Annotated in this window: 11 protein-coding genes; 2 read left to right on the top strand and 9 right to left on the bottom strand. The window is 56.1% G+C overall.

What is annotated here, in order from left to right; translation table 11 throughout:
• Positions 1-27 precede the first annotated feature (27 nt).
• From HS103_05045 to HS103_05005, 9 genes are all read right to left on the bottom strand, one after another.
• Positions 28-6,927, bottom strand: a complete 6,900-nt coding sequence (locus HS103_05045; GenBank protein MBE7512166.1) for a GAF domain-containing protein — start codon at positions 6,925-6,927, stop codon at positions 28-30.
• Between the two features lie 128 nt (positions 6,928-7,055).
• On the bottom strand, positions 7,056-9,263 hold the full coding sequence (locus tag HS103_05040) for a GAF domain-containing protein (GenBank protein ID MBE7512165.1): 2,208 nt from the start codon (positions 9,261-9,263) through the stop codon (positions 7,056-7,058).
• Positions 9,264-9,269: 6 nt separating this feature from the next.
• Positions 9,270-10,970, bottom strand: a complete 1,701-nt coding sequence (locus HS103_05035) for a GAF domain-containing protein (GenBank protein MBE7512164.1) — start codon at positions 10,968-10,970, stop codon at positions 9,270-9,272.
• Positions 10,971-10,973: 3 nt separating this feature from the next.
• The gene (locus HS103_05030) at positions 10,974-12,722 is read right to left on the bottom strand and encodes a GAF domain-containing protein (protein ID MBE7512163.1); all 1,749 of its coding nucleotides are present in this window, start codon (positions 12,720-12,722) and stop codon (positions 10,974-10,976) included.
• A 92-nt stretch (positions 12,723-12,814) separates the two neighbouring features.
• A complete protein-coding gene (locus HS103_05025) occupies positions 12,815-14,545 on the bottom strand; it encodes a GAF domain-containing protein (protein MBE7512162.1) in 1,731 nt (576 codons plus the stop codon).
• Positions 14,542-16,206 (bottom strand): GAF domain-containing protein, encoded by a 1,665-nt coding sequence (locus HS103_05020; protein ID MBE7512161.1) that lies wholly within the window; start codon positions 16,204-16,206, stop codon positions 14,542-14,544. Before HS103_05020 ends, HS103_05025 begins: the two co-directional genes overlap by 4 nt.
• Positions 16,203-16,583, bottom strand: coding sequence for a response regulator (locus HS103_05015; protein ID MBE7512160.1), 381 nt, complete (start codon positions 16,581-16,583; stop codon positions 16,203-16,205). Before HS103_05015 ends, HS103_05020 begins: the two co-directional genes overlap by 4 nt.
• A 115-nt stretch (positions 16,584-16,698) precedes the next feature.
• The gene (locus HS103_05010; protein MBE7512159.1) at positions 16,699-17,448 is read right to left on the bottom strand and encodes an alpha/beta hydrolase; all 750 of its coding nucleotides are present in this window, start codon (positions 17,446-17,448) and stop codon (positions 16,699-16,701) included.
• Between the two features lie 2 nt (positions 17,449-17,450).
• Entirely contained in the window at positions 17,451-18,317 is an 867-nt protein-coding gene (locus HS103_05005) for a HAMP domain-containing histidine kinase (protein ID MBE7512158.1), read from the bottom strand.
• A 134-nt stretch (positions 18,318-18,451) separates the two neighbouring features.
• On the opposite strand from HS103_05005, the gene benE reads away from it, so the two are divergent.
• Positions 18,452-19,678: a benzoate/H(+) symporter BenE family transporter gene (benE, locus tag HS103_05000; protein MBE7512157.1), complete on the top strand. Its 1,227-nt coding sequence runs from the start codon at positions 18,452-18,454 to the stop codon at positions 19,676-19,678.
• Between the two features lie 19 nt (positions 19,679-19,697).
• Entirely contained in the window at positions 19,698-22,178 is a 2,481-nt protein-coding gene (locus HS103_04995; protein ID MBE7512156.1) for a glycoside hydrolase family 31 protein, read from the top strand.
• Positions 22,179-22,219: the final 41 nt, after the last annotated feature.

The following is a 22,219-nucleotide window of genomic DNA, read 5'->3' as shown; positions in this document are numbered from 1 at the left end:
CCATCGTATTTAGTCGTGTTCAGTCTCTTATTGCGTCGCCGCCGTCTCCAACCCCTCAATCGGGTTGACAGGGATGGTGAACGAGAAGGTGGACCCCACACCGAGGTGACTTTCCACCCACAGCTTGCCACCTTGCCGCTCAATCATCTTTCGTGCTAATGGTAAGCCCAAGCCCGTTCCTTCGTACTGCCGCGCCGCCGTATTTTCCACTTGACGGAACGGCTCGAAAATATCCGCCAACTGATCGTTGGGAATACCAATTCCGGTGTCGGTGATTGAAATCTGTACCATCGGCACACCCTCCGTCTCTATGCGGAAGGCGGCTGCCCGCACATTCCCTTGTTGAGTAAACTTGCAAGCGTTCGAGACGAGGTTTAACAGTGCTTGGCGGGTGCGGAACTCGTCGCCCCACACCAACGGCAAGTCGGCTTCGATCTCTTGGATCAATTGGATCGGTTTATCTTTCACCAAGCCAACGGCGGTGGACATAACCCCCCGCACCAGATCAACCATGCTGAAGTGGGTGTAGTTGAACTCCATCCGATCCGCCTCAATCTTTGCCTGATCAAGGATGTCGTTCACCAGCCCAAGCAAATGCCGCCCGCTCTCGTAGATTGTTTGCAGGTCTTGCGTTTGCATTTCCGTCAGCGGTCCGTCGATCCCTTTCAGAATCACCCGCGAGAAACCGATGATGGAATTCAGCGGCGTCCGCAGTTCATGAGACATATTCGCTAAGAATTGGTTTTTCAGTTTGTCCAATTCCAACAAGCGCACATTTGCCTCTTGAACTTCCCGCAGAAGGCGGGCGCTTTGCAGTGTTGAAGCCGTAGACGAATTCAACGTTTGCATCAGCGGCAGAATATCATCGCTAAAGCCGTACTGCTGCTTCTTGAGGACGACAATCATCCCTAGCAGAATCTCTCCCGAAGTCAGCGGCAAGACCATCATTGAGCCAGCGTCGGGGAGCAGATCGCTAAATTGGTTTGCCAACCGCCCTTGCCCCAAGCGAGATACCGTCCCCACCCGTAGGCGCTCTCGCAGCGTGGGCAGATCGTTGAGAATCAGTGCATCGCGTTCATCCACAAATGCCTGAAACGCCGGGGTGCGGAAGTCGTAATACTCTGGTTCGTTCACTTCAATGCCCGGCTCTGTGGCGACATAGGGTTTTAGGCGGCTGTTCGTCTGATCCAAAATGAGCAGTGCCGCCGCCGAACCGCCTAAGTTATCCATGATCTGCTCTGCCACAGCGCGGTAGGCTTCCTCGTTGGTAGGGTCTGCCGAGGCAACCTGCCGTGTCACATCAAAGAGGAAGCGCATTTCCTCTGCCCGTCGGGTAGAGGTTTCAAACAGTTCGGCGTTGTCGATGGCGATGGCGATCTGGTCTGCCAATGTGGAGAGAACACTCACATCGTCCGCCGAAAACGCGCCGGGTTCGTTGCTCTGCACGTCCAACGCGCCGAGGATGCGATTTCGGGCAATCAGTGGGAGCGCCATTTCTGCCCGCGTGTTGGGAAGGTAAGGGTTCGGGCGGTGGACGGCGCGGGGGTCGGTGGTATCAGAGACGATTTGCGGCTGACCGTGTTCAGTCACCTGCCCAATGACCGAGCGTGACCCAACAGGTAGGTAGTGCCGGATGCGCAGCAATTCGCGCCCGGCATCGCCCGTCGAGGCAACCACCCGTGCCTCGCGCCCATCCTCCGTGATACGGAAGATTTGAACATGGTCGAACTCAAAGCCATCCTTAATTTGGTAGATCGTCTGTTCAAACAGGTCTTTTAGGTCGAGGATGGTCGCCGCCGATTTCGAGATTTGCGCCGAAAGCTGAAGCTGTCGGGCGCGTTGTTCGGTTTGGTCAAGCAGACGGCGGCGTTCAATAGCGTTGGCAAGCAGGTCGGCAATGGCAGCATAAATGCGATTTTCCCGCTCGGTATATTTCCACATTTGATCCGACCCCAAGATCAACACACCAATGGGGGCGCCCGCCACACCCAGCGGCAAGACGATCACCGAGCGTAGGTCAAACAAGCGGTAAAAAGCGTCATCCACAACCACCGATTTGTCGGGGTCGTCCAAATCTTCTGCCCAAACCACCTGCCCGGCGGTGAGTTCTGCCCACGCCGGAAACTGATCAGGGGTGAAGCGCACATTGGCGAGGTCAATCATAATCTCTTTGGCGTGCCACGTGGCAATAACGCGAATACTAGCGTTTGCCGCCTCCCAATCTTCGCTCAGCAGGCGAATCAGGAAAGCGTGCGTGATGATTGGCGTCACCGCGTAATCAATGATTGCGCTCAACTGCTCAGAGGGAGTCAGCGAACTGGAAATGGCGCGGCTGGATTGGTAGAGAAGTGCCGTCTCATCTAGTGATTCTTGGGTCTGCCGCACAAGTTGGAAGTTATCCAAGGTGACCACACCCTGATCGGCAAGGGTGGTGATCACCTGTTGTTCTGTTCGCCCAAACTGATAGGGTTGGTCAAAGCTGATCACCAGCCGCCCGACAATCTGCTGTCCTTTGCTTTGCATCGGGATGGACGCTTGGGCGGCAAATTCCCCCCAGAAGGGGAACTGACTCATCACCTCGACAAGGGCGGGGTCGGCGCGGCGAACATCTTCCACAAAGTAGGGGTCGGCGTTGATGACCGCCCAGTTCAAGAATTTGGGGACGTTTTCGAGGATAACCTCCTCCGTGCTGTCTGGATCGTCCCGCCGCCAGCGGACAACCCAATCGGCAATCCGTTCATCACTGCGCGGATCAACGAGGAGAATATCGACATGGGATGGTTCAAAATAACGCAGTTGATCGCGGATCGCGGCTAAAGCCCCTTCAATCGTCTCTGCGCTGTTCAGGTTCAAACTCGCTTCGTAAAGCAGTGTTGCCGTCGTCAGGGCAAGCGCCGTTTGCTCGGCAAGGCGGACGCTCTCCGCTGCTACAGCAGTTTGGTCGGCAACGCTGGCAAGCGTCCGTCGCTCCTCTGTAGAAAGCATACGCGGTTTGCGGTAGATCAAGATCAGCCAGCCTACCGTCCGGCTGCGTGCCGTTAGGGACTGGCACATAATCCCCCGCACTCCACGCGCCCGAAGGCGCTCATCCTCTGACAATGCGAGGTTATTCAAAACATCCTGTTCCTCGAAAAGCTGATCTTTGATCAGGATTTGACGGGGGACAGGCAGCCCGTCCTCAATGGCAAAGGCATAGCCGCCATCTTCATTCACGCCCAATGTGAACGATTGTGCCGGATTGCCTGCCGAATCGGTCAGGATGGCAAGCAGTTCATCGGGGGCATGGAGCGCATAGGTTTGCGAGGCAACCACACGCAAAATGTTTATCAGATCGTTTTCCGCACCAATGGCGCGGCTGATCAGGTAGAGCGTTGTTGTTTCGCGCAGGTTCTCTTGGAGAACGTTCTCCAATTCCCGTAGTTCGCTGACATCTTGGAACACGGCGACAGCGTTCCGCATCACACCATCGACAAGGATCGGGGCGACGTTCACGAGCAGGTCGTTGCGCCGCCCTTCTACGCTGATTGCCGTCATATCCTCGGCGTAAACGGCTTCACTTGTTTCCAAAACGCGATTGATCGGGAATTCATCCTGTTCATACTCGACATCGGAGTTCCCATAACACAGGCGATAGGCGGTTGGCTCGTCCAAGCCTAAAAGCAAGCGTGCCTGTTGGTTGATTAGCGTCCGCTCTCGCGTTATTGCGTCAACAACCATGACCCCTGTTGGCAAGGAGTCAAGGATCACCTGCAAGGTGTTTCGTTCTGCTTGCGCCACATCAAAGAGACGACGGTTCTCGGCGGTGATGGCGATTTGACTGGCGAGTGCTGCTGCCAATTGAACATCGCGCTCAGTAATATCCGCCCCATTCACATCACGCCCCAGATAGAGCGCCCCCACTGTTTCTTGTCCGCTGCGCACGGGGATTGCCACATGTTTCCCGTAATGTGTTGCCAAGCGCGGCGGCAAGCCCCGCAATGCCTTACTCTCTGTGGGCATATTGACAATCACTGTCTCGCCTTTACGAGCGGCAACGGCTAGGGCGTTTTGGGCAACGTCCAATTCAATTTCGACAAGTGCCAAGAGGGGCGATTCCGCCGGAAAATTGCCTGTGATCCGCCGTAGGGTGACTATTCCACCTGTCCCAACATGAATATCACCATACCACCAGCGATCAAAGTCAGCTGCACCGGCTGCCACTTGAATAACATTCACGACGCGCTGCTCAAAGGCGACACCCAACTGTCCGGCGACCTGTGCGGCTTCGGCAAGGGCGCGGTTGCGCCGCGCTTCGCCCTCGGATTGCTCAAAGAGCCAGCGGTTTTCCACCGCCGCCGCCACTTGGTCGCCAAGCGCTGCATAGTATTGGAGGAACGTCTCATTGAAGGTTGCTAAGCGTGTGCCATGCACAAAAATCGCCCCAAAATCGCGGCTGGCAGTCTTGAGCCGCGTCATTGCCACCCCCTCAATGCCTAGCCCAAGCAGAAGCCCTCTTACCACATCATCAGGGGCATAGTCGGGATTGCTGCCATCAATTGCCCCAGCACTGGTGTCATATTTGGTGTAGGCGGGGGGCAGCATTGTGCGCGGAAGAATGCCACCCACTTGGAAGGCGTTCCTCTGTTCCTCTGTCTTTGCCCAAATATGAGCAAAACGGATATACGGAGCATCTGGGCGAGGCGTTGGATGGGTAAGGTAAACACCGACAATCTCCACACCGGGGAAGATGGCAAGGCGATCCGACGCCATGCGAAAGACCTTTTCCAAATCCTCTGCCGAGGTAATTTGCTTGCTCGTCTCGTAAAGGTCCTCGACACGTTTCAAAGCGTCGCGGGTTTGCTCCACAAGGCGAACGTTCTCAATCGCCAGCGCCACGCGGTCTGCCACCGCCCGGATCATCGCCCGATCATCCGCCGTCAGGGGAAGGTTTTGGTCTTCGGTGACGGTTAGTTCGCCAATCGCCTCACCACGCACCATAATCGGGAGTTCAACAGATCGTTCGTGATCGCCATTCCCGCTGGCGGCTGGCATCCCATGCCCATTCGTCTCATCGCCATAGCCATCCCCACTGAGCGGTTTCACATCACGCAGATCGTATTTGAAGGCGAGGGCATCAGTGGGGCGTTCGTCTTCGTAAGTTTCCCACGTTTCGCGGGTCAGACGGCGGTTTAGTTGGTCAATCTCGCGGAGTTGTTTTGCCTGTGCCTCCAAAAGGCGGGCGTTATCGACTGCCACTGCCAATTGGTCTGCCAAAAGTTGGAAGATTTGCCTATCATCGTCGTTGAAGGCATCTGGCTCAACGCTCTGAATGTCCAGCGCTCCGATGATTTTATCGCCCACCAACAGGGGAAGGGCAATTTCTGAGCGGGTCAGCGGGAGCAATGGGTTGAAGCGGTGCGCCACATCACCGGATTGCGTATCAAGGGCGACGATTGCCCGCCGGCGCTCTGTCACCGTCCCAATGATGGACTTTGAGCCAACGGCGAGCTTATGCTTCATCGCCAAGAGTTTTTGCCCCGCCTCGCCCGTGCTGGTGACAAGAATGGCATCTTTACCGACATCATCAATCAAGAACACTTGGGCATGGTAAAAGCCAAAGCGATCCCGAATGGCTTCCACTGTTTTCTGCAATAGGTCATCAATGTTCCGAATCCGTGAGGCGTCACGGCTAATATCCGCCGCCAATTCGATGTTTCGCGTCCGGTCTTTGACGCGCTGTTCCATCGTGCTGAAGGACTGAAAGAGGCGATCAGCCATGTCGTTCAAGACGCGCCCCAACTGCCCAATTTCATCCTCGCTATCTACGGCGATCTTTGCCTGAAGGTAGCCGCCTGCCAAGCGATTCGCCCCTTGCGTCACCCGCCGCAGCGGGCGCACCACCGCATAGGTGACAAGGGCAAAAAGCGCCGCCGCCGCCAACAAAAGTGTCAGCGTCCGGTTCAGAACGTCCGCCGCGAGAGCGCGATAGCCCGCTTCGGGCTGTCCGGCGTTTGCCAATACGACCAAACGCCACTGGAGGTTGACATAACGCCCTTCGGCAAAGCTGGCGAAAGACCGCGAACGATAATTCACATTGTCAGCTTCTGTTAGAGCTACCTCTGCCTCGCCATAAACTGGCTCTGGGAAAACCGGTGTGGGCAGCCCGCCGTCGCCGTAAATGAGGGTCGTTTCTTCCGCCGTGTGAAAAGCAAGCGGAATACCATTGTTATCGAGGAGGTAGAACCCGAAGGTGATCGTCCGGTCTTCATCACGCCCAAAGATTTCGAGTAACTGACGACGGGGGCGGAAACTTGCCACAATCGCCCCGGCATATTCGTTGTTCACATAGATGGGCGAGGCGATCTGAAATTCGAGGTCGGTTGCCTCGCCGGTTTGCCCGATGGGCAAGGCAAGCGATGGCGCAGAAATATAAAACTGCCCCGAACGAAGGCGGGTAATGTCTGTGTAATAGGGACGATCCCCTTCATTGATGAAGGATTCCTTGCCCATCGCAAAGCCCGGCGTCCCCGGTTGTATCCCGCCCACCCGAACACGGGCAAGCTGGTCGCCTACCGCGTTTAAGAAACGCATATCGGCAAATTGCAAGCGGGGAGCGCTGAAGGTATTCGCCATGCGGTTTTCCATCACCGTTTGCGCCGTTGCCAAGCGAGCCAGATCGCCCTGTTTGGCATAGGTGATCAGTTCGCGTGCTTCAAAACTTCCGGCAAGGCTGGTGATGGTGAGCCGCGAGTCCTCCAAAAGTGCCGCCAGCCGCGCATCCAAACCGCTAAGCTGCGTCTCAAAGGCGGCGGCGGTATTTTCCTCTACCAAGCGATTCAGTGCTGGAAGGATCAAGAGGAAATAGGTGAGCAAGAGCAAGGCGAAGACGCCGAGGATCGGCAGCAACAACTTTGCCCCAATGGATAACCGTCGCCACAGACCAATCATGATCGCGCTCCTCAACCGATACGGGCTGCCATAACGTTGGGTTGCCTACTTTACACCATTAACTTAACGGCGTTTAATGAACAGCATCCCCTCTCCATGACTTAAAGGGGGGAGTTTCCATGCTGTACTTAATCGCTGGCGGTGGGCGTTTCTGGTTCGGCGCTTTCAGAAACGGCTGTCGTCGTCGCCAAGCGGATGGATGCCTGTGGGACGCGCAGCGCCACCCCTAACTCGCGGATTGCTGTTTGTAACACAGCCTCAACATTCGCCTGCTGGACGAGCTTGTTCGTAATATCGCTGACCATGCGCTCACGGGCGGCAAAGCGCTGCGATTGTTCCAAAAGGCGGGCGTTATCGGCGCTCACTGCCAAACGTCCAGCAAGTTCCCACGCCAAAAGCCGCGTGTTTTCATTATAGCTGATCTGTGGCACTGTCCATTCTACCGCCCCAAAAACCTGATCGCGGAGCATGACAGGCACGGCAAAGGTCATGTTATCCCCAATGAGACGCTCTACAAGTGTTTTCGTCTCCACCGCCTGCCGTTGAATATCCGACCACGCTTCTTCTTTCGGGACAATCTGATTGCCGCCGCCCACCGCCCGTTGGCGGGTGTTGGCATAGCCCCGCCATGCCTCGCCAAGCAGACGGCGGTTCAACTGCTCAATTTCTATCAAGCGCGTTTGCGATTCTTGGAACAACTGGGCGTTCGTCAGGGCAATGGTGAGTTGATCAGCGATGCTCTGGAACAGCACAATGTCTTGGTCGGAAAACACGTCTACGCGCTTGCTCTGAAGATCAAGCGCCCCAATCACCCCTTCGGCAGCACGAAGAGGGAGCGCCAACTCTGCCCGTGTTTCGGGGAGCAGTTCGTTCATCCGGTGAACGGCGTCCCGCGAGGTGTCACGGGCAATGGTCGGCTGTGCCTCGGAGGTTGTCCGTCCAATGACGCTGACACTACCAACGGCAAGGCGGTGACCGCGTTCGAGGAGCATCTTTCCCGGTTCGCCCGTTGAGGCACGCAGCACCGCCCATTGGCGGGTGGGGTCAACCAGAAAGACTTGGGCGTGGTAAATGCTTTCAAAGCGCTCTCGAATCAGATCAACCACGCGCCGTAAAATGGTGTCCACATCACGAATGTTGGAGAGGATTGCCCCAATATCACGGGTTGCCTGAATATCACGAGTTCGTTCTTCCACACGCGCTTCAAGGGCGGTAATGTCTTGGCGAGCAAGCGTTGTTAGAGCACCAATCGAGCGCATGACCGATCCCACTTCATCGGTGGGAGCATTTGTGGGAATGGTAATCCGTTCGCCACGCGCTGCCCGAAAGCTCATGGCGAGCAAGCGCTTCATGGGCTGAATAACCAACGTCTCAAAGAAACCGCCAACAAAGATGAGAAGGAGCAAACTGCCAATGACCAACACCCCAAGCGTCAGCAAAAAGCGCCCAGTATCTTCTTCAACGCCGAGGCGGATCAACTGTGCCTCGGCAACAAGCGTTCGGTTGAGCGCTGTGAGCGGGATGATGTAGCCAGTCACCGAACGGTTGATGATGGGGCTGACATATTCACGGGCGCTGCTTGTCTCGCCGGCAAGCAGCGTTCGCGCCCGCTGTGCAGCATCCGACGCCGAGCCGATGATCTCGGCAAAGGGCGATTCTACTGTGCCATCTGAGCGGAGAAGGTAGAAAATGATCGTCCCCGTCTCTAGTATTTGCGGGCGCAAGCTGGAATATAGGCTGGGCAAGAGTGGGTCAGCACTCCCCGATGGATCAATGCGCATGACGAGATAGCCCAGAGAGGTTTCCTGCCCCCGCACGGCAATGGCATAGGTCAGTTCGGGGGCATCTGTTCCCCGCAGCGGACCGACATAAAGGCGACCAGAGGTTGCTGCCGAGGGGCGGAGATAATCATTAATGACAGGAAATTCAATATCGGACTCATCGCTTGTGCTAGGAACAGACACCAACGCCCGCCCAAAGGTATTGAGAAAGCGCATTTGCCGAATGCTAGGATCAGCGTTCAAAATGCGCTGAAACATGCCCTTGATTTGGAATTCAGAAGACTGCTGCGCGACGGCAAAACCATTGATGGAAAAGATGAGGAGCGGATCGTTGGCAAGCGTGCGCAGGGCAAGCTGTGAGCTTGTGGCAATAGTAGTCATCAAATCTGAGCGTTGGTTGGCGAGGGACTGTGTGAGTATCCCAGAGATTGGCTGGACGGCACGGCGGTATTCGTTTGCCGAATAGCTGGCAGGGAGGATCACCGCAATTGAGGCAAGAATCAACCCCAAGAAAATCTTCAGGCGGAGTGGTAGCGAGGCAATAATACGAAGCATGGCACCCTACCCTTTCCCCTCATCAAGCGTATCGAAAACGCCCAAGCGAACGCTGGCACGGGTGGCACCGAGCGCTTGTTGGAAGGTTTCGGTAGCGGCGGTGACGAGCGAATCAACGTCATTTTTCGATTGCAAAATAGTGGCGATTTGGTTGGCGATTTGTTCACGGGTGACGGCGAGTTGGGCGCGTTCAAAGAGACGAAGGTTATCCAGCGAGAGCGCCACCCGTTGGGCAATCGCCTTCGCCAAATCAAGACTCCGTTCATCCCATGCTTCTTTATCTTTGCCACGAAATTCCATAAAGCCAAGCGGCTGCCCCCGCGAAGTAATGGGGACAAGCAGCACGGGATCATTGTCCATGTGGACAAGGCGGGGTGTGGTTAGGTCGGGAAGGCTGAGTGCCACATTGGGCGAGGGGATGATTGAGCCATCCCTAAATTCATAGCCAACCTGCCGCCCGAAACGGTTTTCAAGGTAAATCCCCCACGCCTGCCCACCTGCCTCTTGTGCCAGTTGTTGGTTGTCTTGGCGCATTTTCCGAAGCTGATCGACCAACGCTGAGCGCTCATCAAGGATTTGGCTAAAAGCATCGGTAAGGCGGTTGGTGTGGACGACGCCAGCAACCTGCAAGGCAATTGATTCAAGCGCCTCCACATCACGGGGAGAAAAGGCATCGCTTTGGATGCTCTGAATATCCAAAACGCCAACAACCTGCCCTTTGTAGGCGAGGGGAATCAGGAGTTCGGCGCGGGTGGAGGGTAAGAATTCAGTGCGCTGCATGTCAGGATCGTTCAGGGTGATGAGCCGTGTTTTGCCTTCGGCAATGACGGTATTGATGATCGACGGATCATCGGGGATGATGCGCCGCCGTAAGGAACTGCCTTCGATACGTGCGCCCGTCCCACTAACGAGAATAACGACGCCTGATTTTTCCTCGACAAGGAAAATTTGGACATGGTAAAAGCCAAATTGATCGCGGGTCATCTCAACGGTGTAGGTGAGCAAGTCCTCTTGAGAGATGCCCGCCCCAATCATCTTGACGATTTCAGTCAGCCCGGTCAACTCGTTAGCAAGGGAAATATTGCGTTGGAGTAGGACGCGCTGCCCACCGGAAAAGGCTGCCGCCAAAACGACGAGCAAGAGCATGACCGGAATGCCAAAGATAACCGCATCAAAACTCGTGCCGGTAATCTCCGCCTCAATAGCGAGAACGCCAACCTGGTGAAGAATCACAATGATGGTGAGCAAGCCGCTCATAATCAAGGTTGTCGTGATCACGCCGCGCCGTTCCAAAAGGACACCCGCTGCTACCGGTGCAATGAGAAGCGTGATCAAGCTGACAGAGGCTGGTTCGGTGAGGACATAATTCGCCACTGTGTAAAAAATAGTCGTCGCCAAAAAAAGGATTTTTGCGCTGAGCAGCACGCGGCGGTAGAGGCTAAAAATGGTGAAGCCCATGCCCGCAAAGAAGGCGAGGATAATGACCAGATAGGGAATAATCGTGAGGGCAATAGGGACATTTGTGAAATAGAGAATATCTGTTTTGTCTTGCTCCAAAACAGATGACGAACTGAGCGAGACAAAAATCAGCAGCCCAATGATGATCGCCCGCAGCGCCCGTGCCTGTTGAAGGTCAAGCGGGTTGGTGTAAAAGCGCGTCAGGTTATAGCGAGACCCCAAACGAGTGGGAGGGGTGGTGGTAGTCATGGGTTAAATTTCCCCTTCCGTAGAGGTACTTGGTGGGATAGGCAGTGCCTCGGTGCTGCCATTGGCAATTGCCCCCGGTGCGCCCAAGCGAATGACAGCATGTGCCGCCCCAAGCGCCCGCCCTAGTTCTTGAAGGGTGATTTTCGCCAACTCATCAATATCGCCAATGCCTTGCAAGCGGCTGGAAATGGCGTTCACTTCCAATTCTCGTTGGGCAAGTTCCTGCGCCTGTTCAAAGAGACGTGCGTTATCGACGCTGAGGGCAAGGCGCTGAGAGACTGATTGCAAGACATCGAGCATTTCTGCTTGGCGGATGGTGCCATCCATTTCTACTTCGATAGCGCCAATGGTGCGCCCGCGTAGTTCAATGGGAACGGCGATAAGCTGCCGCTGCTGTCCGCTTTCGGTGGTGAGGGGGGTCAAAACGGGACGGCGTTTCCCCGCCGCTTGTTCCAAGCCGGGTGTCCAGCTGGTATCACGGGTGAGGCGGGTATCGGAAAGGGTGTAGCCGATGATAGCGGCATTGCGCAGTTTGAGATATCCCTCCCATGCCTCACCCGTCAAGCGCTGGTTCAGGCGCTGTGTATCACGCAGGCTTACCTCTGTTTCCAAAAGGAGGCGGCGCGTTTCGTTGAGTTGAAGACGGGCTTCTTCCAACTGCTTCCCGTTATAGACGATGAGGGCAACCTGTGTGGCAAGGACTTTCAGGGTGTTCACTTCGTCATTGCTGAAGGCGTTGGCGCGGGCGCTTTGAATATCCAATGCCCCAATAACCGCCTCGCCTACAATGAGGGGCAAGACCAACTCAGAGCGCATTTCGCGCAGGAGTTCGTTACTGCGTCCGAGACTATCATCCTCATAACTGCCCGTGATGATCGGCTCACCGCTGATCAGCGCCCGCCCCACCATGCTTTGTGAACCCATTGCCAAACGGTAGCCACGCTGCATGAGTTGTTCGCCAAGATCGCCCGTACTGGCAGCAAGGTTGGCATAGCGGCGCTCGTTATCCAGAAGGAACACCTGGACATGGAAAAAGCCAAAGCGATCCCGAATGTAATCTACTGTTCGTTGGAGGAGATCACCGAGGGTCGTTGCCTCGGCGGTGTTTTTCGCAACCTCGGCAATAGCACGCAGTTGGGTGAGCGTTCGCCCGCCAGCGCTAAAACCACGCCGTAGTTCATAGGCGAATAAGGTGCTGAGGATACCCATCACACTGAGTAAGCCGACAGAACTGACCAGCCGTAAGGTGTGTTGATCGGCGTGAACGGTGACGGTAGGTGAGACGATGATGCCACGTACTTGCAAGAGATGGGCAATGATGGTGACACCACCATAGATGACGGTCATCAGCGCCGGCGACCATGCCGTGCCAAGCACGCCCGCATAGAGGATGATCACAGCGGCAGGGAGCAGCGATCCGTAATCAATGCCATATGTACCGAAGAGCGTTAAAGCAAAAACATTCATAAAGGCGAATTGAGCGAGGCAGGCGAGGAATGCTTGCCCACTATGAATGAGGGCAATCAGAACAATATTGAGCAAAACGCCCACCGTAATGAGGGCGATGATCGTCTCAATGGTTTGCACCTGTGCTGCACCAACGGCAACGCCGATGATAGCGATTAACCCCGCACTGGAGAGCAGCACAGTGAAGATGAGCGTGATCCGAGCGCGAAGTTGGGCAATTCCGCCGCTGTAACGGAAACGGGGGACAAATAAAATGGTGAATACATCGGTCAATAAGGATTGCATTGTGTCCCTGTCCCTTGTGCCGCCCTCATCAAATTCTACCTGCTGGCGGACGCCCTAGAGAGCATCCCTAGAAAACCTCTAGAAAGACGAATTTAGGTCTTTTTTACCGGTGCGCCAAGGCGGATTGCCACACGGGGCGCTTGAAAGGCATCGGCAAGGCTTTGGGCGGCGGTTGCCACCACTGCCTCAACATTCGTTGCTGCCTGCATCCGGGCGGTAATTTCATTCACCGTTGCCTCACGCTGGGCAATACGCTGAGCTTCTTCCAACAAACGCATATTTTCCGCTGCTAAGCCGAGCCGCTCCACAACTTGTTTGAGGAGGGTCATTTGTTCGCTGGATACATTGTAATCGGGTGCAAGTTCAAATTCCATCGTGCCGATCACTTGCCCCCGAACGTTGATCGGAAGGGTGATTGTCTTGGCGGATTGACCGGGGCGAATGATCACTTGGTTGCGCCGCCCCGCCTCAATCATGGTGGGGGTACGCTCTGCCGCATCTTCCACCCGCCCCGATTTCGGATCGATGGTAAAGGCGGGGAGGGTGGTAATCCCGCGCAAGTATTCCGTCCATGCGCCACCCATCAATTCCTGATTCAGCCGCTCAATGGTCTGAAGGCTGGTATTCGCCTGTTCGTAAAGGCGTTGGTTTTCGGCTGCCTTTTCATGGGCATCGGCAAACAGGAGCGCGTTATCAATGGCAACGGCGATCTGCGCGGCAAGGGTTTCAAGGAGTTCAACATCCTCGTTGGCAAAGGCGGTGGGGGAGGTGCTTTGCAAATCAAGCGCCCCGATGGTATCACTGCCAACGCGCAAGGGAAGCACCAACCCTGCCCGCGACCCCTCCAACAAGCCGGAACGCCGGTACGCCTGTTCATCAACACTATCGCGGACGAGGACGGATTGCCCGCTGATCGTCACGCGCCCAACGACATTCAAGCTCCCCACGCCCACTTTTTGCCCCAAGCCCGCCCGTCCAAAGGTGCTTGTGGTGGCAACCAGTGTCGCGTTACGCCGATCTTTATCAACTAAAAAAAGCTGCGCTTCGGAAACATCCGCAAAAGATTCCCGAACGAGTTTTACCGTGCGTTCCAGAAGCGCCCCTAAATCCAAGCGAGCGGCAAGAAGCTGCTGCGCCAACGCCCCGCTTGCGGCAGAAAGGCGCACGTGGTGCTGTTCCACCTGTGCTTTTGTTTCTATGCTAATGGTTGCCAGACTGCGGGCGATCACAGCGTTGATCCCGCCATGAAGAGCTAGGATGGGAACAACCACATAAAGGAGCGCGAAGGGTTGGGTCAGGGTTGTAAAGGTAGGTGGCGCACCAGCCGAAAGGATGGTCAGAAAAACTGCGGCAAAAGTATAGACCGCGCTGAAATAGACAGCGCTTTCGCTGATGAGCAGCGCAGCAAAAGAGATGCCGACGAGCATGGCGGCAAAGCCAAGCGTCACACTAAACTGCCCCAACATCATAGACGGTAAAAGGAGGACGAGCCATGCCAAAAGGAGAGTGAGCGCTCCCCATGCTTGCTGCCCGCGTGAGGTGAGGATCACTCCGCTGGTTGCTGCCCCTAAGAGGAGCAGCCCGCGTACTATCGTCCCTGATGCGCTGAGGAGTGTGCCTTCTTGCAAATGCAGCAAGAAAGCAATCGCCGCAGCAAGAATCAGGGTGAGGAACAATATACCAGCGATCAGGTATGTCCCTGTCGCCCGACGCCTCCCAAGCGGGGTGGTGTAGTGCGTTAGGGGGAAGATACGCCGCAGAAACGCCGCCCATGCAGTAACGGCGGATGCAGTTTGTGTTTGTGTGGTAGACGGTGCGCTCATTTAAGTCCCCCATCGCGCAGCGGATCACTCCCTGGTGAGGTTGGTAGTTCCAACCGAACACGCGCCCGCCGCGCATTCAGCGCCTCGGCAATCTCTTGGACGGTGTTCAACAAGATCGTATTCAGGTCGCCCCGATTTTGAAAGCCGCTGCTGAGGCGGTTCATGAGACGTTCGGTCTCCGCCCGTTGGGAGGTTTGGGCGTACATGCGGGCGTTTTCAAGGGCGATAGCAAGCTGGTTTCCCACTTGCTCCAAAACCGCTAGATCAATGGCGATGTAATGTCCGGGTTCGCGGTGGAGGATGCCGAACGCGCCGACGACGCGCCCCCCGGCGATGAGAGGGACGGTTGCCAGCGCCCGCATCCCTGCGCCGGAAAACATGCGGTAATCGGCGTCGTCCGAGCCGCTGATGTCGTCAATGACGAAAGGTTCGGCGGTGCTAAAGACAAAGCGGAGCGCCGCCCGATCATTGGGAAAATCTGCCGTCACGGGTCCGCTATCCAGCAGCAGGTGGACAGTGAGGACGGGGCTATCGGGGTTGCGAAGCGCCACAACAACCATATCGGCATCAGTCAGGCGGAGTGTTTCTTCTTTGGCAATCTGGAAAATGCGTGCTTGGTCAAAGGTGCTGGTCACTTGCCGTCCCAGTTCGGTAATCCGCTCCAACTGGTGCGCCCGCCGCTTCAGTTCTTCGTAAAGGTGGGCGTTATGGGCGGTGATTGCCAATTGCGAGGTGACAGCGGCAGCCGCTTCGATTTCCTCTGGGGTGAATTCGTGATATTCGTAGTAGGAATCCAGCCCCACACTGCCGATCACCTCATTTTGGACAACCATCGGAATCACCGCGATGGATTTGATCCCCAACTGTTGCAAGAGCATCTGCTCTGCGCCCAAATCGGTGGCGGTATCCACATTGGGAATGATCACGGGAGCGCGGGTGGCAACCAAGCGTTCGTGAATGGGGTGGCTGCCCTGAATGCGCGTACCCACAATGGCATTGTCGGGAAATTCGGCAATCACCTGCCCCATCGTCTCCCCATAGTTATAGGCGACAATGCCAACGTGATCAATCTTGAGCGTTTCGACAAGGCTTTTAGCTGCCCGATTCAAAATTTCAGGGCTATCGAGGGCGCTGCTGAAATTACGGGTGATTTCATACAGCGAACGCATCATCTCAATTTGGCGCATGAGTCGTCCAGTACGCGGTCCGGGCATTTTGAGGTGACCGAGAAGGGCGGGTCCAAGCTGAACACCAATGAGGGTAAAGGCACGATCCAGCGTCACGGGATCGGCATCGGGGTTGAGGTACACGACAATGGCGCCGAGTGGATCATTGCCAACAAGGATGGGGTAAATGCGGGCATTAGGCATCGTCCCAATCTGACGGTTTCTGAGAACGGGCATGATCGGGGAAGATTCATCGATCATGCTTTGCTCGCCAGCTTCGGCGGGGACATTCCCCGCAACGGCAACGGAGAGCATGGCGTTGCCAATAACTTGCACAACCTGCACACCGCGTACCGCCAACGTGCGCAAGCGTTCGCACAGCATTGCCAAAAAGGAATTCAACCAGCCTTCCACAGGGGGCTGAGCAAAGGCTTGGCGGTTCAGTTGGAGCGCCAACGTGGTTAAATCGTCTAGCAGATCGCGGGTGTCGCTCATGATTTTAAACGCCCTTTACGAATATAATTTAAAATCTCGCCGGGAAAACGATCCACATCAATGGGTTTAGGAATATACCCATCGCAGCCAGCATCCAACGATTTCTCCCGATCCCCCTTCATGACATTCGCAGTGAGGGCGACGATGGGAATTTCGGTCAGTTCCTCATAGCTGCGAATCTCGGCGGTGGCTGTGTAGCCATCCATCCCAGGCATGTTAATGTCCATAAGAATCAAATCGGGCATTTCGCGGAGGGCAAGGGCGATTCCGTCGGGTGCGTTGGTCGCCTCTAGCATATCAATATCCTCAGCCATCAGGACGCGCTTCACAAGGCTGCGGTTATCGGGGCGGTCTTCGATGTAGAGAACTCGCGGCATGATGATAACCTGTTACCACTTATCAGCGATAAGGCACGATAAAGTGATTATAGCGTGTGACGCCTTGATCTTTCTAGGAAGGGATACTTTTGGAATGGAATGGATTGATTTTGTTCTAGAGAGGCTTCAAAAAGGTGAGGACGGTTTTCAGGAATTCTTGGGGGGATTCGATGTGAATGGCATGACCCACAGTAGGGAAAAAGACAAACTGCGCCCGTTCCCCAGCACGTTCGGCAAAGCGCTGGACATCGGCAGCGGGGTTTAACCTATCGTGTTCCCCCACCATGATCAAGAGGGGACAGGTTATATCCTCGGCATGGCTCAGGCTGAGATCGCCTCCTGCTGCGACAATTGCCGTGAACGCCTCAATCCACGCCGCTTGCCAGCCATCAATGGTCTGTCCTGGGTGGCGGGCGCGGTGGCTAGCTTGGGGGATTAGACGAGGCATAGCATCGCGCACCCATGCTCCCAAATCAGGGGCATAATAGCCGGTTGCCCCCCACGCAACGACAGATCGGCAGCGTTCTGGGCGGGTGATCCCGATCAGCAGAGCAATCTCACCGCCATCGCTAAAGCCCATCACATGCGCTTTCTCGATAGCGAGGGCATCTAGAAACTGACCCATCAGACGGGCATCGCGCTGGTAAAAGTCTGTCGGGTAGGTGCGCTCCGGCGGCGTGCTGCGTCCATACCCCGGGAGATCAGGGACAATCACACGGTAGCCGCCCGCCGCCAGTTCGTTAGCAAGGGCAAGGTGATCACGCCCAACTTCCAACCACCCGTGCATCAGCAAGAGTGGCGGGTTATCGGGCTTGCCGAGGGAGTCATAGTAAATCGTTTGCCCGCTTAGGTCAATTTTGGGCATGGTTAGGCAGGGTTATGGAGAGTAAAGCGGAAGGTGCTGCCCGCCTCAAGGGTGGAGTCCACCTCAAGGGTACTGCCCATCAGCGCTAGCAGACCACAAACCACCGGAATACTCAAGCCATATCCCTTTTGGGAGGTGACTAAGGAGTGATCGGCACGGAAGAATGGCTCTCCCATGCGGGCGCTGTCCTCAGGTTTCATCCCAATGCCGCTGTCGATCACGCTAATCGTGATTCCACCGCTTTCAGTGGGCATAAAGGTGATTTTAATCTGCCCGCCTTTGGGGGTATACATGGCGGCATTGCGAACAAGGTGCAGAATGGCTTTGGAAAGCCACATGGTATCAAGCGCTAATTCGGGCAGGTCTGGTCCGGATTCGACGGTCAGCGTATGCCCAAATTGATCGGCAAGCGCCCCCGCCCCCTTTTTGATATCCATGGACACCATGAGGAAGGGCGTCGGCTTTGGGCTGAGCTTGAGGACACCATTTTTGAGCTTGCCAAAATCACTGATGTTCGTCACCAACCCTTCAAGGGCGATAATGTTACTCTTGATGGTGTCGATGAACCCTTTTTGCATGTCGTTAAGCGCTTCGCCCGCCGTTTTGGAGAGCAAATCGGTATAACCCCGGATGCTCGTCATTGGCTTACGAATTTCATGCACCATAACAGAGTTCAGTTTCGCCGTATCGACCTTAAAGGCATCCAGACCGCCGCGCAAAACGTTGAGCTCATCGCCCACCGCCGCGAGGAGGGCATCCACCTTGGTTAGGCTGTCGCTTAGGTGGTCGGGCGTATTCTCGCTTGTTCCGCGCAGCGACGCGATGATTGCCCGCGCCTTTCCTAATGCATCGTGAGATTGATCGCTCATGCCGTGTCTTACCACCCCTCAAAAAATGGAATTGGGCTGTGATGGGCAAACTTTACGAACTTCGTCTATCATAACGCGGATATGAACACAGACAAAACCCATCTATCGCCACAAAGAGAGTCCCTACCTTGAACATGCTGCGCCAACCGAGACAACGCTTAGGAGATGGTCTACGGGGCTTGCCAGCGGCATTGGGCGTGACGGCATGGTTAACGGGGCTGATCGTTGTCCTTGTGGGTGTGTCTGCCTCGCTGCCCATTGTCTTTCAGGCGGCAAGCAATGCCGCCCTTCCCCCCGCCCAAACCGCCTCATGGATTTGGGCAGTGACCTTCGGAACAGGCGTGACCAGTGTCTTTTTGTCGCTGTGGTTTCGGCAGCCTGTTGTTGCCGCATGGTCAACGCCCGGGGCGGCGCTCTTGGTGACCAGCCTTGCCCATTACACCTATTCAGAGGCAATTGGGGCATATCTTGTGGCGGGCGTCGCCATGACCCTTTTAGGGGTGTCGGGGTTGTTTGGGCGGGTGATGCGTCTTGTGCCACGCCCTGTGGTGATGGGCATGTTGGGAGGGGTGCTGCTCCGTTTTGGGGTCAATTTATTCAATGTCTTGCCCACCGAACCCATCCTTGTCATTGGTATGGCGTTCGTCTTTTTTGCCCTGCGGCGGGTGAAATTTCGCGCTCCGGCAGCGGGGGCGCTCGTCGTGGGGTTGGCGATTGCCGCGCTTGGTGGGAAAATCCACCTAGAGGGGGTATCGTTCCTGTTGACGACGCCCGTCCTCACCGCACCGACCTTCACCCTTGAGGCGCTCTTGGGGTTGGCGCTTCCCCTCTTTGCGCTGGCGGTGACGGCACAAAATGCGCCCGCATTGGCGGTGATGCGTGCCGCCGGATACGACACAAACATTGATGAGGCAACGACGATCACCGGGGCTGCCTCGGTGGTGACTGCCCCCTTTGGTGGACATGGCATCACCCTTGCTGCCATCACAGCAGCAATCGCCGCCGGAGAGGAAGCACACCCCGACCCGACGAAACGCTTTGCCGCAGCATTTGCCTCCGGCGTGTGGTATATGCTTATTGGCTCGTTCGCGGCGACGATTGCCGCTGTCTTTGCCGGATTGCCCTCGGCACTGATCGCCGCCATTGCTGGTTTGGCACTGGTTGGTGTTCTGATCACGGCACTATCGGGAGCAATGGCAGACAGCGCAAATCAGGAGGCAGGGCTGGTGGCGTTCCTCTGCACCGCCGCTAATTTCACATGGATGGGCATTGCCGCGCCGTTTTGGGGCTTGGTAGCAGGGGTATTGGTGTATGCGGTGATGCAGTGGGGAAAGCACGAAAAACAGGGCAGACGCACCTGATAAAATAAGGGGACAGGGCATGGATCGCAGCATTGAACGGGCGAAACTTCGCTACCAGATTCGACGCTGGTTGGCGGAGCGGCGCTATGGACGGCAAACACCAAGTGGGACGTTCAGCACACCGGGAAAAGTGACGGGCTACACCGCCAGCGAACGGGGAATCACGCTTACCTGCCAGCAAGGGGTGCTGCGGCTGAGCGTGATCACGCCGGACATGATCCAAGTTCGCTTTCAGCCGTCGGGAAAGTTTCCCGTCCCCTTTTCCTACGCGGTAGCAAAGGTCATGTGGAGCGATGCCCCCTACACAATTGGCGAGACCGATGAGGCGATCAGCCTCTCGGCGGGGGAAATTATCTGTCAGGTGAGCCGCACCGATGCCCGCCTGACCTTCCTCAACGCTGCCAGATCAGTGATCGCGGCGGATGCCGAACCGCTGGCATGGCGAGAGGGCGAAATGACCCTGACGCGCACACTTCCCGTCGAGGAAGCCTGTCTAGGTTTGGCGTCGCAGCCTGTGGGGATTGATCTACGCGGGACGCGCTACCCCATTTGGAACACCGATCCGGTTGGCACAGCGCGAAAGAAACTCCCTAGCTATTTCACCATTCCGTTCTATTTGGGTGTTCAGGGTTCATTTGCCAGCGGCTTGTTTTGGGATAACCCCAGTCGGGGGTATGTTGATGTGGGGGCAGCACAGCGCGATCAACTTGTCTTTGCCTCAGAGTTAGGGGAGTTCCGCTATTATCAGATTGTCGGGCGGGACGCCGATGCCGTCCTTGCCCGCTACACGGAACTGACCGGACGAATGCCCATGCCGCCGCTTTGGGCGCTCGGCTTTCACCTCAGCCGTTGGAGCTACACCCCCGCTGACAAGGTGCGCGAAATTGCCAATGAACTGCGCCGCCGGAACATCCCCTGTGATGCGCTCTACCTTGATATTGATTACATGGATGGCTACCGCTGCTTTACGTGGAATCCGGTAGATTTCCCCGCTCCGGCAGTGTTGATTGGGGAGCTTGCCGATCAGGGCTTTAAGACAGTGGCGATTCTCGATCCTGGAATCAAGGTAGATCCCACCTACAGCGTTTATCAAAGCGGGCTGTCCGAAAATATCTACCTCAAATATCCGAATGGCAAACCCTTTATCGGACCCGTTTGGGCGGCGGATTCAGTCTTTCCCGATTTCACCAGCGGCAAGGCGCGAATCTGGTGGCGCGCCCACTTTGAAGCGATCCTCAAGCCGGGGATTGCGGGCGTGTGGAACGATATGAACGAACCGGTGATCTTCAACCGAGGGAGCAAAACAGAGATGCCCGATGCCGTGCGTCACGATTTTGAAGGGCAAGGGGCAAGCCACGTTGAAATGCACAATGTCTATGGGATGCTCATGGCACGCGCCAGCCGCGAGGCGCTGGAAAAAGCGCGTCCTGATAAACGTCCGTTCAATATCGTTCGGGCGGCGCACGCCGGAGCGCAGCGCTACGCCTCCAACTGGACGGGCGATAACGTCTCGGATTGGGATCATCTGAAGCTGGCAATCAGTATGACGGTGAATTCGGGGTTGGCGGGGTTGGCGTTCACGGGACCGGACGTGGGCGGCTTTTTTGGCGATTGTGAGCCGGAACTTTTCACCCGCTTTCTGCAACTAGCGGCGCTGATGCCCTTCTTTCGTGTTCACACCTCGGCGGGGACACGCCCCCAAGAACCCTGGGCATTTGGGGCGGAGACAGAACAGATTGCCAAGCGCATCATTGAACTGCGCTATGAACTGCTCCCTTACCTGTATTCTGTCTTTGCCGAATGTACACAGAATGGCAAACCGATGATTCGCCCGCTGCTGCTGGCTGATCCGGCGGATGAGGCGCTGCGGGGCATTGAGGATGCCTATATGGTTGGGGAGTCAATACTGGTTGCCCCAGTGGTTGAAAAAGGGGCAACAAAACGGGATGTGCGCCTTCCCAAAGGGCGTTGGTATGACTTTTTCAGCGGGGAAGGCTATGAGGGTGGACGGACAATCACTATCCCCGCTTCGTTGGAGACACTGCCCATCTTCATTCGGGCGGGGCATGTCATTCCGATGTGGACGGTGCAGCAATATGTGGGGGAAAAGCCGATCACCGAGTTGGCGCTGAACGCCTACCGAGGGGATGGCGAGATCACGCTTTATGAGGATGCCGGGGAGGGGTTGGACTATCAGAAAGGGGTTTACCGCTGGCTCTATTTCACCTGCAAGGCGACGAGCGATGGTGGCTTGATGCTCAGTTGGCGGCAAGCGGGAAAATTTGATCCCGGCTACAAGCGCGTCCGCTGTCGCATCTATGGCGTTGTTAGCGAGCCGACAGAGGTGCTGATTGATGATCGCAAAGCGCCTCTGTGGTATCACGAAAATGGTGTGGTCGAGTTCACCGCCAACCGTCCCTTTGAGACAGCGAAAATCGTTGGGCAGTCTGAACCAACAAGCGATCTAACGCTTACGCGCAACCCTCTGAAGGATGGCTAAGGCGGGGCGAGGTTGCCTTTCGCCCACCACATGGTACTATT

It is taken from the genome of Anaerolineales bacterium (assembly GCA_015075625.1).
Classification (GTDB): Bacteria; Chloroflexota; Anaerolineae; order Aggregatilineales; family UBA2796; genus UBA2796.
Note: the sequence above shows the minus strand (reverse complement) of the source record. Positions and strands in the feature narration are given on the sequence as shown.